Consider the following 14,751-nt stretch of genomic DNA (forward strand, 5'->3'; position numbering starts at 1 on the left):
TTTTTGTCCGTGCGTAATGCACATGAGGTACAAAAAGGGCTTGTCCATGAGGTTAAAATCACTACCGTATACCTTCAAGAGATACGGCAACTACTACATTCAGATCCGCTTATCTGATGGGCGGTCATACAAAAAATCACTTTCTACAGACAGTTATCGCGAAGCATCTGCTTTGATGATTAGCATCATTCCGCACATTCCTTTTCTTAAATCATTAGCTACGCCGATTCCTGTGTTCGAAGCGTTTTTATCAAATCTGATTACGTTAGAACGCAAGGCTGCAAGAAATCCACTTTTAGCCCAACAACAGCAGATAATTGGTAAGCGTACAGCGCGAACCGTCTGGTCATAATCTGATGTATTCGACAAAGTGGTGTCCACCAAATAAGTAGTGGGAACCAAAGTGTCAGATATGCAGAAAAATGTGACCCCCGGCAGGCGTAAGGGCTGCCCTAATTATTCTCCTGAGTTTAAGCAGCAGCTCGTTGCTGCCTCCTGCAAACCCGGAATATCCATTTCAAAACTGGCGCTTGAAAACGGCATCAACGCCAATTTGTTATTTAAATGGCGCCAGCAGTGGCGCGACGGAAAGCTACTGTTACCTTCCTCAGAGAGTCCTCTGCTACTTCCTGTGACTCTCGATGCCACTGCCGTACAGCCAGAATCGCTCGCAGAAGACCCGGGGCTCAGTATCAGCTGTGAGGTAACGTTCCGGCACGGGACGCTTCGCCTCAACGGCACTGTCAGCGAAACGTTCCTGGCTCTGCTGATACAGGAACTGAAGCGATGATCCCGCTACCTTCAGGTACTAAAATCTGGCTGGTTGCCGGTATCACCGACATGCGTAACGGCTTCAACGGCCTGGCCGCAAAGGTGCAGACCGCGCTGAAAGATGACCCGATGTCCGGCCACGTCTTCATCTTCCGGGGACGCAGCGGCAGTCAGGTCAAACTGCTCTGGTCCACCGGTGACGGGCTGTGCCTGCTGACAAAGCGACTGGAACGTGGTCGCTTCGCCTGGCCCTCAGCCCGCGATGGCAAAGTGTTCCTGACGCCGGCGCAGCTGGCGATGCTGATGGAAGGTATCGACTGGCGACAGCCAAAGCGGTTACTGACGTCCCTGACCATGTTGTAGCGCTCTTTATCCTGGTTGTCGCAGAATAAGCCTGGTAAAATACGGGCTTATGAACGACACCTCTTCTGACGACATCCTTCTGCTGAAACAGCGCCTGGCCGAACAGGAAGCGCTGAACCGCGCCCTGCTGGAAAAGCTGGCCGACCGGGAACGCGAAATAGACCATCTGCAGGCGCAACTGGATAAGCTGCGCCGGATGAACTTCGGCAGTCGTTCCGAAAAGGTATCCCGCCGTATCGCGCAGATGGAAGCTGACCTGAACCGGCTGCAGCAGGAAAGCGATACGCTGACCGGTCGGGTTGATGATCCGGCGGTGCAGCGCCCGCTGCGTCAGACCCGCACCCGCAAACCGTTCCCTGAGTCACTCCCCCGTGATGAAAAGCGGTTGTTACCCACAGAGTCCTGTTGCCCGGAGTGCGGTGGTTCGCTGAGCTACCTGGGTGAGGATGCCGCCGAACAGCTGGAGCTGATGCGCAGCGCCTTCCGGGTTATCCGGACAGTACGTGAAAAGCATGCCTGCCGTCGGTGCGATCGCATCGTTCAGGCCCCGGCGCCTTCGCGCCCCATCGAACGGGGTATCGCCGGACCGGGGCTGCTGGCCCGCGTGCTGACCTCAAAGTATGCAGAGCACACACCGCTGTATCGCCAGTCGGAGATCTATGCCCGCCAGGGTGTGGTGTTGAGTCGTTCTGTACTGTCGGGCTGGGTGGATGCGTGTTGTCGTCTGCTGGCACCGCTGGATGAAGCCCTTCAGGACTATGTCCTGACCGACGGCAAACTCCATGCTGACGATACGCCTGTCCCGGTGCTGTTGCCGGGTAATAAGAAGACGAAGACCGGGCGCTTATGGACGTACGTTCGCGACGACCGCAACGCCGGCTCAGCGCTGGCCCCCGCAGTGTGGTTCGCTTACAGCCCGGACAGAAAAGGTATCCACCCTCAGACCCATCTTGCAGGCTTCAGTGGCGTACTGCAGGCTGATGCCTACGCCGGGTTCAACGAGCTCTACCGCGACGGTCATATAAAGGAAGCCGCGTGCTGGGCCCATGCCCGGCGTAAAATCCATGATGTTCACGTTCGCACTCCCTCAGCGCTCACAGATGAAGCGCTGAAACGGATAGGCGAGTTGTATGCCATCGAAGCGGATATCAGGGGAATGCCAGCAGAACAGCGGCTTGCTGAACGCCAGTTAAAAACGAAAGCGCTTCTTAAATCACTGGAAAACTGGCTGCGTGAAAAAGTGAAAACCCTGTCGCGACACTCAGAGCTGGCAAAAGCGTTCACCTATGTACTGAACCAGTGGCAGGCGTTGACATACTACGCAGACGACGGCTGGGCTGAAGCCGATAACAATATCGCTGAAAATGCGCTGCGGACGGTCAGTCTGGGGCGTAAAAACTGGCTGTTCTTCGGCTCAGACCACGGTGGTGAGCGGGGAGCGCTGCTGTACAGTCTGATCGGGACGTGCAAACTGAATGGAGTAGCTCCAGAACGTTACCTTCACCATATCCTTGACGTCATTGCTGACTGGCCGGTAAACCGGGTTGGTGAACTGCTGCCGTGGCGGATCACACTGCCTGCCGAATAACCCATCCTCGTCACGTCAATACGGTTCGCGCTATACGCTTACGATAATTGTTCCTACTGGAATAATGGATTCTCAAGCGCCAGCCGAACCGGAAAAAGTGCTAACCCTTTCTGAAGCGTGGGCTATGTACAAAGCCGAAAAAGGGCGCAACTGGACGAAATCGATCTCAATGGCAAATGAGCGCTACATGGAAGTGCTGCTAACTGTCTTGGGAGGGGAAACTGATATAACGGTAATCACCAAACAGGACATTAAGCAGGTAATGGAAGTCGTTGAAAATCTGCCTAAGCGTGTTGTTCAGCCTTACCGCTCAATGTCCATTCAGCAATTGATAGAATGTGATGACGTGCCACCGGATGAGCTGGTGGGTGTTGAGGCCATCCATAAGCATCTCAAGATCTACAAATCACTGTTCAAAACTTTTCTTACCGAGGGCAAAGACATTCTGCCTAAATCGCCAACTGATGGCGTAGTGGCTGCGCCATCAAAAGCAAGATTTGGCGCATACAGCACGGCGGAGATGAAAAAGTTTGTTGGATGGGCGCTTAAGCAGCCTGATAACTGGCAAAAATGGATCACGTTATTATTGGCATACACGGGGGCGAGAAGAGGCGAGATAGGCAAACTGGAGAAGTCACAAATTAAATTCGACGAAGATAGCCAGCGCTACTATTTCCTGATTGCCGAAGGAGGCCAAGGGAAGACGGAGAATGCTACAAGACAGGTAGTTATTCATCCCAAGCTGATCGAATGGGGATTCATGGAATACGTTGATCGCCAGTGGAAAGAGCGGATCTTCTCAGAAGTGGCGGGTACAAACATGACTAAGATCGGCAAGGTGTTTGCTGACCTACGAGATCAGCTTGGTATCCCGTATCTGGATGATTACGGACAACGGCGGTTACTGCATTCGATCCGCCACAGCGTCTGTTCATCTGCTATGGCTGGTTGGGTGAAAAACATTCTGCACCTACAGCAAACCGTAGGTCACGAGAAAAGCGGAGGGATCACTAAACGCTATTTGCATACGTTTCCCTTATCCTCAGTTTCTTATGTAATTGATGGTATTGATTGGGAGTGAATAAAATAGCCAAGTTTTTCGCTTGGCTATTTATTTTACTTCCGTTAAATGAACGTTGGTAAATAGAAAACTGATAACATCATAAATAGAAAAATAATACCGACGACAGAAAACCGCACTTTTACACGTAACCAATCGGTGTACTGATTAGGAAGTTCTTTAATGAATCGGATTTGCTCATTATCCATTCCTCGCGTATGGAATGAGTTCTCTTTAAAGTATAATGCTTTAATAAAGAATGCATCACGCATAAACGAGAAAAAGAATCCCCCATCCTGATAAATTAAAACTTCTGCTGGTCTTGCTCCAAATTTATCGACAAATAGCGAGCAAAGAGTCATGAATTTTCTCTTGGCTAATTTGTCATGAATCACGTAAGAAACATAATTAATTATTCCGAGAATCAAAAAGATCCCAGCGATTTCAACTCGATGTATCGTCAGAAAATTAATTGCCGAAAACGTCATACAACTGTTCTCCGCCTAATTCCCCAACAGCACTTCCCACTGTGCTACCAGCGTACCCTAACCCAACACCTGCAATAACGGTACAAACAAGCCCGCCAACACCAGCAGTACCAACGCCTATTGCGACACATAATGGTATAGCCCCGCCACCAGCGAGAACACCGCCACCTGTACCCAAAGCAAAACTACCTATCTCAGTATACTTTTTCTTGGTACATTCAGCTTCGCGACCAACAGAACATGCCTCATGGATTTCGTTAAGAGAATGGAGTCCGCTAAAACCAATGCCTAAGTAACCAGTGTAACGCATTGCTTTTACGTATTTAGCTGCCCGTTCGATGTGGGTAGCATAACCTTCAATGTCACTGATCCCCGTTTCATTCCATTTGTGGGTAATAGAACTACTGGACAGGCCGAGTGCATTTTTTATTTTGGTATACTCTCCGAATTTCATAGCCTTATTCAGGAAGTTGACTTTGAGTATGGATTCAAGCTCTTTAAACAACTGGCTGCGTCGTACATAAAATTGTTCACCAATTAATGCACCACGTGTTAAGTAGGTGTTTTTATATGTTTCCTGGATCTCTTTGAGTAATTTTTCGATACTCTCGAAGTATTTTCCAACAGGATCAGCAGCAAGGCCAATTCCTGTATCAGCGTAGCTGGTGAAATTAGCTATGGTAGCGTAGTGTTTGTGCAGTAAGTTAGCTTCCTCATGCGTCAATGGGGCCAATGCTGCATCGACTCGCGCTTTCGAGGCTTTCATGTGGGCAATCTGTTCGTCGTCCTGCTTATCAGGATCAACCAGAAGCATAATCGAACCAGCTTTGTATCTTTCATCCGGGCCGTTCAGCGTAGCGAATAACTCTTTGGCTCCTGCTGGCGGGGGTGCCTGTGAATAACAGACGTTGCCAGGCTTCTGTGGTGCCGCCGTAGGGGATAATGGCAAAACCTGCGTCGATGCCTGTTTTCTTTTTCGCTGTCTGGGCGTGTTGTTCTGGTTCTGGCTCAATTGGGCCAGGCAGAACAGGAAACTCTACCTTGTGATAATTGTCTGTGGTTGTTGTTGACTGGCTCTCAAGTTCATAATCATCCACTAAGTTTGAAGGAACGAATTTCGATTTGCAGGGGCAGGAGCTATAGCTGTGCAGTGTTCCAGCTATTCTTTTTCCATGTATGTCATCGTTATTAAGACCGCCACAAATACGGTAATACCCTGGATGTTTACCACAGGTAACTTTATGGCCTTCACACGCCATGTCTTTATCGAAAAACTGGTGATCGGTAAAACCTTCGAGGATTCTTCCGCCGCAAACAGTCTTATCACCTCTGAACAGAAAGTAACCTTTAACCCCCATTAGTGCTTACTCCCTGGCATGGTCAGGAATCCTTCCGGGAGTGTGTCACCTTCACGGAATACCAATCTGCTGCGGGATTGTGGCGTTGAGATTATTTCGTCGCCGTTATCGAGCATACTGCCAACGAGTGCAGCGGATGCACCCTGCATGATTCGGGCCTTGCCAGCACCGGAAACAATAGTGGCTTCACTGCCATCAGCGTAAACAACTTTATCTCCAACCCTTGCAACCTGAAATCCCCCGGCAGTGCTCCTACCCGATGCTTTTTGAAGAACGCCACCATTGCGGGTAAGGCTCCCGACCGTTGCAATCCTGAAGATTAGTTTGACAGGGCAGGTGGCTAACCGGGTGTTCAGGTTTAAGATTTCTTGCTGCGTGCTTTCGTCAAATGTGGCGATCTCTCCTGGTGTGAATGGTGGTTGAGCGCAACATTTTACAATCTCGGTGGTTAGCTCGTTGGTGTATTGCTGCATAAGTCCCTCTACTTGTTATGAAAATAATCCCATAGGTCATTTTACAAGCAATAACCGCAGGCGCAACAAGTATTAGATCTAAGTGAAACTACGTTTCGTAACAGAAGGTTAGGGGATAGGACGATGCTTTGCGGCATTGCTTGAACTATTAAGCGCGAACTTTGAGGCACTCCCGGTTGTTACCCCGGCAGTCCCCAAATATCAGGGGCTGGTAGGGCGCTGATGGCCCCGTAACGGATGAGACTACGCCGCCAGCACTTTATTGATGGTAGTTCGCGCTGCACCTGTAAGGCGATGAATCTCGCTTTTGGTTTTACCTGCTTCGTGCCATGCGCGAATCTGTTCGTGCAGTTTCTTGTCTACTGGACGGCCCTTGTAAGCGCCCTCAGCTTTCGCCTTGCTGATTCCCTCAGCCTGACGGCGGCGGCGGTCTGTGTAGTCTTTACGGGCTATTGCTGCCAGCATTTCTAACATCATGCCGTTGATAGCTTTCATCATCGACTGCATAAACTCACCCTGTGCGGCTAACACTACGTGGCTGGTAGGCAGGTCGAGAGCTATCACCCGTAAACCTTTACTATCGATCTGAGCTTTAAGTGTCTCCCAATCCTCAGCGTTGAGACGGCTCAGGCGGTCTACTTGTTCGACTAACAGAATGTCTCCGGGCGCGGCTATGTCTATCAGGCGCATAAGCTCCGGGCGCTGTAAGCTGGCTCCGCTTACGTTCTCAATGAAGTATGTGACGTGACCCAAATCATGAGCGGCGGCGAACTCAGCCAATGCTGCTTTGGCGCGTGTAGCATCCTGCTCTTTAGTGGAGGCGCGAAGATAGGCATAAACTCGGCTGGTGGTCATCAGGGTAGTCTTTATGTAGCTTTTGGATTGTAGTATAATTGCGTGTAGCGTTTAAGTAGTCAAGCGATATTTAAGCTACGCCTTTTAGGCCACTTTCATCACGTAGTCTTAATGTATACTCAAATGCTTCGCTTGTGTGATGGCGTGAGGATTCACGCCATTAAGAGATAGAAGAGTACTACTCTTCAAAAAACTGTTGAACTGCCCAGCCACCGTGACCGCCTGGGGTGATGAAGGAAACAAAACCTTTTTCGTCCACGTTCTGGATCTCCACTGTCATGGATTCTTTTAAAAGTCGACATTTACCGGAAGTAATGAGACCAATCATACCTTGCTGGTCTTTGTCCTGAATGTTACTGATCATCTCGTAAAAATCGGTCAGCTTCTTACAGTTAAATGTTCCTTCTTTTAGAGTGGCTCTATCCCCGTGGCTCAACGCGTAAGCGTTAGTCGCCGTCGCAATCAATACTGCCGCCATAAGAATCTTTTTCATAATGTTCCTGGTTTGTGTTCTGTGGAAGGAGCAAATCATACAACATTAGTTTGAAATGTCACGATTAGAGCGTGGCTGATTAGAGGTCTAAACTTGCATCTTTAGCAGATGCAAAAGAATCTAAGAGCCTTGTTTGGACAAAGAGTTAAACAGCTTCGCATTGCTTCTGGTCTTAGCCAGGAAGCATTTGCTGATCGCTGTGGGTTTGCTCGTAGCTACATGAGCAGGATTGAACGAGGGACGTCCAATGCCTCACTTGATGCTATTGAAACACTGGCTCTTGCGCTTGGGGTTGAAGCATGGCAACTCTTTGCTTCTAATCAAACTGAAAATACAGAGATTGTGATTGTTCCGTATGCGAAGGACGGCTCTTGTTTTAATCCGGGGCTTGCGAGTAATCGGGATCGGTCTTATGTCGTTGGCGAGGCTGAAAACCTAAAGAGGTTTCTAATTTTCGAAGAGGCTTTAGACTACCTGCGTAAGATGGAGACTGCGAAATGGAAGCGACCAAATGCAAACGGCAACTGGGGGATAGTTTCTGCGGTTCGCTGGGACTCTCTCGAAAAGTAAAACGCTAAACGAAGGTGTAAACGATGGCGTGATCTTCCAGCTTCCATGGAAAGCGTGAGTTAACTACAAAGTGATTCCACTGGTACGAGATTAGCTCCGGGTCAACCGTCTGGCGCGGTTCTTGCGCTTCTATCACGCTGCGCCCGTCGCGGTACGCTTCCCACTCAAGGCGATGGATGTAGTATCCCGGCAACCACTCGATGATTGGCGTGTTTGGAATAACACGAGGGAAATGGTCTTCCATGTTTTCCGTGCTGCGTTCCTCCGCTTCAAGCTGACGGTGGTGCTGGTGGTCAGCGTTTATAAGCTGGCGCTCAACTTCTTCTATGCGCTGCGCCTTGCGTCCATTCTGAAAAAAGTCTTCGTATACTGCTTTGCTGCGTCGTGCCATTTAATGGCCTCCTGAATAACGGTGATTTATTTTGATGCCCTGGCGGTGCGCTGGCGCTCGCTGGGCGGGAATGTGTGCGACTATCCTCGCCACCCGGATGGGGCGCGAGTACAGACTCGCTGTATGAGTGATTTAAAGTTTTGCTTTTCAATACTTGTTCAGCAGATCGCTACACCATGACAAACGTCACGGCGAGCGGCTGAAATGGGGCGGTTAATGCCTTGCGGGAAACTCTGGTTGGAGTCTACTCTCCCCGTTATAAAAACGGTGAAGTCGATAAAGATCTAAGAATACTTGATAAATAGCCCTGTTAGCCTTGTAGCCCTGATCAGGGCAGTGGCGGCGCGGGTTTCAAAATGCAGGGCTAAAATGATAGCCCTGTAGCCCTGATCATTGGGTCGGGTAATACTTATCAACAAACCAGGAGAGAACGCTCTCCGGGATCTTGCTGCTGCCGTCCTGCGACGCTCGATACCAAACTGATTTTAACCCTGCTCTGGTGTTCACTCTGGCACTCACATAGCCGCTGTCACGTAGCCATTGACTCGCGTCCTGTGGTCGCGGGAACGATGGGCAAGCATCATGGAATGATTTGAATGCAAACGCCGGATTCTCTCCGGTGAAGATCTCCGCTTCGTTCTGCTCTTCGGTGATGCTGGCCTGTTTCATGCGCTCAAGTGCCACGCTGAACGGTGGGCGATACGGATTGAAGGATTCCAACGGGTAAGCCATTAGCCAGGCGTGTACGGCTTCCAGACCGCCCACGGCGAGCCAATCATCAAGGCGGGTGATAAACTCGGCTGTTTCCTCTCTGCCCGCCCGGTGGCGCACGTATTGAGTGCAGTAATGGCGACGGTCATTGGTTTCTACTTCAATCGGACTCTCACTGTTGGAGAAGGTGAAAAACCGGGTGAATGTTGGCACTTTACGGGGTTGTTCGTACTTCCTGTTAATCTCGATCACTGGTTCTGTCTGAATGCTCTTTAGACGGTCTGCCATGCTGCGAGAGGCGGGCGGCGGGTCATCAAACAGAATGAGGATTGTACGCGCCATCGCGTCATTGTGGACGCTGGTCAGGGTGCTGTAGTTACTGTAAAGCGTGGTCTGCTGCATCAGGAGCGGTGACAGGATTTGATTGAACAAAAAACCTTTACCCGTCCCGGTATCACTGGGAATTACGATGTGCCAGCTTGGGCGCTGTTCCGGGTGCTGGAACATGTGCGCCATGTATGCGCTCACTGTGTCGCGGTCTGCCTGGTCAGGGAAGAGCCTCGCCAAATACTCAAGCCAGAGAGTGAGATCTGCCGCTGGTGGCTTGTCGCTGCGCCACGTCCTGAACATGTTCAGTGCTCCATTCTGATCAATGCCGCATGGCTTCGCTGGATTAAAGTCCTGCACCATGATGAAAGGCACTTCGACCAGCAGATCATCTAAATAATGTTGCTGCCATCTGCCACCAGTAGCAAGTTTGAATAACCTGCGGAGAATGTCCGTTCCATGATTGGTGTTAGTGGGGACGTGGTGGAGGAGTATTTTACCTTGGGCGCTGATAAATGCGTATTTTTCTGCCTTTAAATAGTCAATCAGTGTTCTTATTTGTTGCTTTTCTGTCATCAGTGCCCTCGTTCATAGCATTTCGTAAAGTTTTAATAATGAATGTTGGGCGGCTGTCCTCGCCCTTATTTGCATCAATCCAGCTGAGCACGTCGCGTGCGATAATGAGTTTCAACATTATTTGTTATCCTTAGTTTTGAAGATGTAGCCCTCAGTTAATAGCCATTGGTAAAACTCGCCAATAGTGAGGCGGTCTACTTTCTTGCTGAAAAGTTCTTTTCGGGTTTCGAGGGTGATTTCTGATTTCTGCACTTCTTCCTGTCGCTGGTGGTTCCAATAGCTTTTTAACCATGCCAGCGATTTTTCTGCCTCTGTATTCATCGGTAATACTCCAAATGGTTGATTTCATCGAATGGGATTGCGTAGTAGACGGCAAACTGCTTTAGCATGTGCCAGAACTCAGTTTCTTCTAAATAACCGTTGCGGCGTTCGGTCGCTGCCTCGAATAACTCATCGTACAGATCGACGTGATGACCAAAATACACTTCCCACAAACGCGAGGTGAAATCTTCGCGGTCAGCAATGCCCGACAAGATACGATTAAAATCGCCCTCAATAGAGTTTGTGCTCTTGTTCAGGATGAGGCGGCAATGTCGCTTGTCTGGGTTGTGGTCATGGTCAATCACCGGATCTGTCAGTGGTCGCCCTGTGATAAAGTCGATGCCGTTCTGAGCTGCGGTCATCATTTCCCTGTAGGCGCGGGATTGCTTCTGCGCCAGTTTGAGCGGGTTCCGCTTCTGTGCGTATTCTTCAAACATAAGGCCGCCTACTTTGCTGAATCTGAAAGGGCTACACGGAGACGGCTGGCGAATGTCTGGGCCTCGGCTGCTGCGGCGGCTTGCGCGGCTGCTTCTGCACGTTGGCGGCGTTCCTCTTCGGCTACGGCTTGAGCGTAATATTCTTCTGCCTGGGCTGTCAGGGATGCCATTAGCTGGGCTTCTGCCTCTGCGGTGAGAGTGGCACGGTCTGCCTCAATTTCACCTTGCTTGCGGTTTAATACGATGCGAATCGCAGGTTCCCCGGCGTTATAGAACGGCTGGCGGTCAAAATCCGCGACTGTATAGCCGTCGAGAATGGCGGTTTGTAACTTGGTCAGGATCACCGGGTAGAAGTCTGAGATACTGAACACATCAGATAGATGGGCTTCAATGTGTCCTGAAATGTAACTCTCGCGCTGGGCCTTAAATTCTGCTTTTACTTCACGCATTAATGCGGCTGGTAGCTTAGTCACTTTTTTGTTTTTCCTTGATTTCTAATATTTTTTTGATGTTGATACGGTTGCAACGTGGGCAATAAAATGGACTCTTTCCCCCTACGAGGTAAGACGTGACGTAATGAACGCGTCCTTCGTAGTATTCCATTCCGATAAACCCAGATTGCAGCCACTTGTTGATCTCGCGATGGTCGTTGCCATTGCTCCACTCGTTTACGAAATCATCCCAGGTGAAGCAGTGGTTCATCACTTCTTCTGCCCAGTAGATAAATGCCACACGCTGCGGGGTGGTCGGCATTCCGTACTGTCGGAGCCTGTCGCGGTAAACATGGAATTCGAAGCGGGGGAGCCATTCTGCGATGGTTGTTAATGTTTGACTTTTCAAATGTATGAGTTTTCCTTTAGTTCGGGCATAGGAAAACCTCCATGACGGATTGCCCAACTATGCGGAGGCTACCCTTTGGAAATAGCTTCACGGTCGGCATTAGGGAGGTTTTATTCACTTTGCGGAGAGATGGCGCGAACGCCTGGTAATACAGATAAGCTGGCTACTATGGGAGTAGTGCAGGAGAGTAGATTCTACGAGCAGGGACGGAGAAGATCTCCGGGTATGCCCTCGACATTACTCTCTAATACTTATTATACACGTAAAGGCATTTTTTTGTCAATCAATTTTTATTGACTTTTGTATTTTAATGTGATAAGTGGCTTGTGCGATCTGGATCTGCATAGCTGTGATTGGATAGTGGGAATACAGTGAAGTTGTCAGTGAGAACGGCCCGTAGTACTCATTAGCGCGTGGTCATTCGCTCGGGGTTGGTGGCAGGTTTTCGCTGTCCACAACGTCAGATAGCGCCGCTGGTGGTTTTGGGGATAAGTTGCACCAATCTGAAGGGCGACTGCTTACCGTGGGTTGCGCGATGTGCCAGCTTGGGCGCTGTTCTCTCTTCGTCTGCTGCGTTCTGTGCTGCTTTCTCTCAAGGATGGGGGAACGTCAGGGGGACAGGCTGTAATGCGTTCTGGGGCTGCTGGTGGACGTGGGTAAATGAAGATGGTGAACGTGGTCATCATCGGTGAGTAACAGGAAGGAATGATTCAGGATTGAGTTAAATGTTAGTTGGATCTGAGCATGACCTGAGACTATTCCTGCCTACATCAGATAGTAACAAGAACAGATTATTATCAGAGTAGGTTAATGGTTAGTTCAGATCAGAGATAGAGAGCACACCTGAGTAGTGATTGACACACAGTAACAGACATACTCTCTTCTTTCATGACTAACATGAAAGATCACTGTTGTGCAAAGGTAGCTCTATCCCTTCGGGATAACAAACCTCCCTCGTGAACTTCGTGTGTAGGGTAGCACATTTTTACTCTTCTTGTCAAGAGTTATTACCATAAAAACTTAACGATTCCCACATGTTTTTTTAGCTCTCTCATACTCACGCCCTGGGTACTCACGCCCTGGGGTTCGGGGGGAATACCTCGATATTGGATTTCTGGACGGTGCGCTCTGGAAGCGTGATCTCTGTACTGCTCCACAATGTCACATGGTGCCAAGTGTCAGCGTGAAACCACTTAACAAGCCAGTATCGCCAATCAGTTAACTATTAGTAGTAGCGGTAAAAGCAGCACAGGCGGGTGATACCTCAAAGGGGCTTCAGCTCTTTTTTTGTTTCTGGGGTGGGGGTCAAAAAAGGGGGCAGGCGTATTTTTAAGGTGAAGAAGCGATTACCGAGAGGGCGGGCTTGCGCCAGCAAGCAACTTCCCCTAAGCTGGCAAAAAGTAAGAGAAATGTACCAAATGACTCGGGGTGCCCTTCTTTGTGAAGGCTGAGAAATACCCGTACCACCTGATCTGGATAATGCCAGCGTAGGGAAGTCAGATGCCTTCCCGGTCATCGCTTCTTCACGTAAGGCAGGAGCGAAACCATGCAGTCTGACCTGCTCGATCTACACGTTTTACACTTGTTCCGAACCCGTTCCCCGCTCACGCACTGTATGACTAACGACGTCGTCCAGACCTTTACGGCCAACGTCCTGCTCGCCCTTGGTGCCTCCCCGGCGATGGTGGTTGAAGCCGAAGAGGCTGAACAGTTTGCGGCGCTCGCCGATGCGCTGCTGATTAACGTTGGCACGCTTACCGCGCCCCGCGCCCAGGCGATGCGTCGGGCGATTGAGTGCGCGGTGGCGGCAGGCAAACCCTGGACGCTTGATCCGGTGGCCGTTGGCGGCCTGGCGTTCCGCACCCGTTTTTGTCATCAAATTCTGTCCCTCAAACCCGCCGCTATCCGCGGTAATGCTTCGGAAATCCTGGCGCTTGCTGGCATGAGTGCGGGCGGGCGCGGGGTAGACTCGACCGATACCGCCGCCAGTGCGTTACCTGCCGCACAGGCGCTGGCACGCCAGACCCACGCCATAGTTGCGGTTACGGGGGAGGTGGATTACATCACCGACGGACAGCGGACGCTGTCGATATCGGGCGGTCATCCGCTGATGACTCGCGTGGTGGGAACCGGATGCGCGCTCTCGGCGGTGGTGGCGGCAAGCTGTTCGCTACCGGGCGACAGGCTGGATAACGTCTCCGCCGCCTGCGCCTTAATAAAGCGTGCCGGGAGCGCTGCTGTCGCACAGTCTCATGGCCCAGGGAGTTTCACCAGCGCTTTTCTGGATGCGCTCTACACCCTGGAGGCGCAGGTATGAAACGGATCAACGCCCTCACCATTGCAGGTACCGACCCAAGCGGTGGCGCAGGTATTCAGGCCGATCTGAAAACCTTTTCTGCCCTTGGGGCTTACGGCTGCTCCGTCATTACCGCGCTGGTGGCGCAAAATACCCGTGGCGTGCAGTCGGTTTACCGTATCGAGCCGGATTTTGTCGCCGCGCAACTTGATTCCGTGTTCAGCGATGTGCGTATCGATACCACCAAAATCGGGATGCTGGCAGAGACGGATATTGTCGAAGCGGTGGCAGAGCGACTTAAACGTTACCAGATACAAAACGTGGTGCTGGATACGGTGATGCTGGCAAAAAGCGGCGATCCTTTGTTGTCGCTTTCCGCCGTTGAAACTCTGCGCAAAAAACTGCTGCCGCAGGTGGCGTTAATTACCCCCAATCTGCCCGAAGCCGCCGCGCTGCTGAGTGCACCCCATGCGCAATCGGAAGCGGAAATGAAAGAGCAAGGGCGGGCGCTGCTGGCGATGGGATGCGGCGCGGTGTTGATGAAAGGCGGCCATCTGGATGCTGTGGAAAGCCCGGACTGGCTATTCACACCGGACGGCGAGCAACGCTTTACCGCCCCGCGCGTGGAGACTAAAAATACCCATGGCACGGGCTGTACGCTCTCGGCGGCGCTGGCGGCCCCTGCGTCCCCGGCGCCACAGTTGGGCCGAGACGGTACAGGAAGCCAAATCCTGGCTCTCGGACGCGCTGGCAAAAGCCGATACTCTCGATGTTGGTCACGGTATTGGGCCGGTTCATCATTTTCATGCATGGTGGTAAGCCAGTATACTGGA

At 50.9% G+C, this 14,751-nt stretch carries 16 protein-coding genes, 3 pseudogenes and 1 riboswitch; of the genes and pseudogenes, 8 read left to right on the forward strand and 11 right to left on the reverse strand.

The window, feature by feature from the left end:
• Nucleotides 1-46: 46 nt before the first annotated feature.
• From NL510_RS08595 to NL510_RS08615, 5 genes and pseudogenes are all read left to right on the forward strand, one after another.
• Nucleotides 47-319: pseudogene (locus tag NL510_RS08595) on the forward strand (integrase); the annotation flags it as partial.
• Between the two features lie 93 nt (nt 320-412).
• Nucleotides 413-790: an IS66-like element accessory protein TnpA gene (gene tnpA, locus NL510_RS08600; protein WP_253380548.1), complete on the forward strand. Its 378-nt coding sequence runs from the start codon at nt 413-415 to the stop codon at nt 788-790.
• A complete protein-coding gene (gene tnpB, locus NL510_RS08605; protein WP_052908738.1) occupies nt 787-1,134 on the forward strand; it encodes an IS66 family insertion sequence element accessory protein TnpB in 348 nt (115 codons plus the stop codon). Before tnpA ends, tnpB begins: the two co-directional genes overlap by 4 nt.
• Nucleotides 1,135-1,183: 49 nt before the next feature.
• Nucleotides 1,184-2,722, forward strand: a complete 1,539-nt coding sequence (tnpC, locus tag NL510_RS08610; protein WP_253377880.1) for an IS66 family transposase — start codon at nt 1,184-1,186, stop codon at nt 2,720-2,722.
• A gap of 64 nt (nt 2,723-2,786) precedes the next feature.
• Nucleotides 2,787-3,803: a tyrosine-type recombinase/integrase gene (locus NL510_RS08615; RefSeq protein WP_253383690.1), complete on the forward strand. Its 1,017-nt coding sequence runs from the start codon at nt 2,787-2,789 to the stop codon at nt 3,801-3,803.
• A 44-nt stretch (nt 3,804-3,847) separates the two neighbouring features.
• Here NL510_RS08615 and NL510_RS08620 read toward each other — a convergent pair whose 3' ends face one another.
• The 5 genes and pseudogenes from NL510_RS08620 to NL510_RS08645 form a co-directional block, all read right to left on the reverse strand.
• Nucleotides 3,848-4,270, reverse strand: a complete 423-nt coding sequence (locus NL510_RS08620) for a hypothetical protein (protein WP_253383700.1) — start codon at nt 4,268-4,270, stop codon at nt 3,848-3,850.
• A pseudogene (locus NL510_RS22880) lies at nt 4,251-5,628 on the reverse strand (PAAR domain-containing protein). The gene NL510_RS08620 and the pseudogene NL510_RS22880 overlap by 20 nt, the downstream one beginning before the upstream one ends.
• On the reverse strand, nt 5,628-6,101 hold the full coding sequence (locus NL510_RS08635; RefSeq protein WP_253383706.1) for a PAAR domain-containing protein: 474 nt from the start codon (nt 6,099-6,101) through the stop codon (nt 5,628-5,630). The pseudogene NL510_RS22880 and the gene NL510_RS08635 overlap by 1 nt, the downstream one beginning before the upstream one ends.
• A gap of 243 nt (nt 6,102-6,344) precedes the next feature.
• Nucleotides 6,345-6,956: a recombinase family protein gene (locus NL510_RS08640; protein ID WP_253383708.1), complete on the reverse strand. Its 612-nt coding sequence runs from the start codon at nt 6,954-6,956 to the stop codon at nt 6,345-6,347.
• Nucleotides 6,957-7,134: 178 nt separating this feature from the next.
• Nucleotides 7,135-7,449, reverse strand: coding sequence for a hypothetical protein (locus tag NL510_RS08645; RefSeq protein ID WP_015386387.1), 315 nt, complete (start codon nt 7,447-7,449; stop codon nt 7,135-7,137).
• A 108-nt stretch (nt 7,450-7,557) separates the two neighbouring features.
• Here NL510_RS08645 and NL510_RS08650 point away from each other — a divergent pair, with 108 nt between their 5' ends.
• Nucleotides 7,558-8,019 carry a helix-turn-helix domain-containing protein gene (locus NL510_RS08650; RefSeq protein WP_253383715.1) on the forward strand — a complete coding sequence of 154 codons (462 nt, stop codon included), beginning with the start codon at nt 7,558-7,560 and terminating at the stop codon, nt 8,017-8,019.
• A 4-nt stretch (nt 8,020-8,023) separates the two neighbouring features.
• Here NL510_RS08650 and NL510_RS08655 read toward each other — a convergent pair whose 3' ends face one another.
• The 6 genes from NL510_RS08655 to NL510_RS08680 all read right to left on the reverse strand — a co-directional run bounded on the left by NL510_RS08655 (nt 8,024) and on the right by NL510_RS08680 (nt 11,622).
• On the reverse strand, nt 8,024-8,410 hold the full coding sequence (locus NL510_RS08655) for a hypothetical protein (protein ID WP_253383717.1): 387 nt from the start codon (nt 8,408-8,410) through the stop codon (nt 8,024-8,026).
• 390 nt (nt 8,411-8,800) lie between these two features.
• Nucleotides 8,801-10,024 (reverse strand): primase-helicase family protein, encoded by a 1,224-nt coding sequence (locus NL510_RS08660; RefSeq protein ID WP_253383719.1) that lies wholly within the window; start codon nt 10,022-10,024, stop codon nt 8,801-8,803.
• 117 nt (nt 10,025-10,141) lie between these two features.
• Nucleotides 10,142-10,345, reverse strand: a complete 204-nt coding sequence (locus tag NL510_RS08665; RefSeq protein WP_253383721.1) for a hypothetical protein — start codon at nt 10,343-10,345, stop codon at nt 10,142-10,144.
• Nucleotides 10,342-10,782, reverse strand: coding sequence for a hypothetical protein (locus NL510_RS08670; RefSeq protein ID WP_253383723.1), 441 nt, complete (start codon nt 10,780-10,782; stop codon nt 10,342-10,344). Before NL510_RS08670 ends, NL510_RS08665 begins: the two co-directional genes overlap by 4 nt.
• 8 nt (nt 10,783-10,790) lie before the next feature.
• Entirely contained in the window at nt 10,791-11,255 is a 465-nt protein-coding gene (locus NL510_RS08675; RefSeq protein ID WP_253383725.1) for a hypothetical protein, read from the reverse strand.
• Nucleotides 11,248-11,622, reverse strand: coding sequence for a hypothetical protein (locus NL510_RS08680; protein WP_214600277.1), 375 nt, complete (start codon nt 11,620-11,622; stop codon nt 11,248-11,250). The genes NL510_RS08675 and NL510_RS08680 overlap by 8 nt, the downstream gene beginning before the upstream one ends.
• A 1,414-nt stretch (nt 11,623-13,036) precedes the next feature.
• Nucleotides 13,037-13,133: riboswitch (TPP riboswitch) on the forward strand.
• Between the two features lie 35 nt (nt 13,134-13,168).
• Between NL510_RS08680 and thiM the strand changes: the two genes are divergently transcribed.
• Nucleotides 13,169-13,939 carry a hydroxyethylthiazole kinase gene (thiM, locus tag NL510_RS08685; RefSeq protein ID WP_253383727.1) on the forward strand — a complete coding sequence of 257 codons (771 nt, stop codon included), beginning with the start codon at nt 13,169-13,171 and terminating at the stop codon, nt 13,937-13,939.
• A pseudogene (gene thiD, locus NL510_RS08690) lies at nt 13,936-14,737 on the forward strand (bifunctional hydroxymethylpyrimidine kinase/phosphomethylpyrimidine kinase). Before thiM ends, thiD begins: the two are co-directional and overlap by 4 nt.
• Nucleotides 14,738-14,751: the final 14 nt, after the last annotated feature.

This window comes from unidentified bacterial endosymbiont, from assembly GCF_918797525.1.
GTDB lineage: Bacteria > Pseudomonadota > Gammaproteobacteria > Enterobacterales > Enterobacteriaceae > Enterobacter.

Bases quoted from the DNA above. Each gene is read 5' to 3' on its own strand.
- tnpA (WP_253380548.1), top strand. From the start codon at position 413: ATGCAGAAAAATGTGACCCCCGGCAGGCGTAAGGGCTGCCCTAATTAT.
- tnpB (WP_052908738.1), top strand. From the start codon at position 787: ATGATCCCGCTACCTTCAGGTACTAAAATCTGGCTGGTTGCCGGTATC.
- tnpC (WP_253377880.1), top strand. From the start codon at position 1,184: ATGAACGACACCTCTTCTGACGACATCCTTCTGCTGAAACAGCGCCTG.
- NL510_RS08615 (WP_253383690.1), top strand. From the start codon at position 2,787: ATGGATTCTCAAGCGCCAGCCGAACCGGAAAAAGTGCTAACCCTTTCT.
- NL510_RS08620 (WP_253383700.1), bottom strand. From the start codon at position 4,270: ATGACGTTTTCGGCAATTAATTTTCTGACGATACATCGAGTTGAAATC.
- NL510_RS08635 (WP_253383706.1), bottom strand. From the start codon at position 6,101: ATGCAGCAATACACCAACGAGCTAACCACCGAGATTGTAAAATGTTGC.
- NL510_RS08640 (WP_253383708.1), bottom strand. From the start codon at position 6,956: ATGACCACCAGCCGAGTTTATGCCTATCTTCGCGCCTCCACTAAAGAG.
- NL510_RS08645 (WP_015386387.1), bottom strand. From the start codon at position 7,449: ATGAAAAAGATTCTTATGGCGGCAGTATTGATTGCGACGGCGACTAAC.
- NL510_RS08650 (WP_253383715.1), top strand. From the start codon at position 7,558: ATGCAAAAGAATCTAAGAGCCTTGTTTGGACAAAGAGTTAAACAGCTT.
- NL510_RS08655 (WP_253383717.1), bottom strand. From the start codon at position 8,410: ATGGCACGACGCAGCAAAGCAGTATACGAAGACTTTTTTCAGAATGGA.
- NL510_RS08660 (WP_253383719.1), bottom strand. From the start codon at position 10,024: ATGACAGAAAAGCAACAAATAAGAACACTGATTGACTATTTAAAGGCA.
- NL510_RS08665 (WP_253383721.1), bottom strand. From the start codon at position 10,345: ATGAATACAGAGGCAGAAAAATCGCTGGCATGGTTAAAAAGCTATTGG.
- NL510_RS08670 (WP_253383723.1), bottom strand. From the start codon at position 10,782: ATGTTTGAAGAATACGCACAGAAGCGGAACCCGCTCAAACTGGCGCAG.
- thiM (WP_253383727.1), top strand. From the start codon at position 13,169: ATGCAGTCTGACCTGCTCGATCTACACGTTTTACACTTGTTCCGAACC.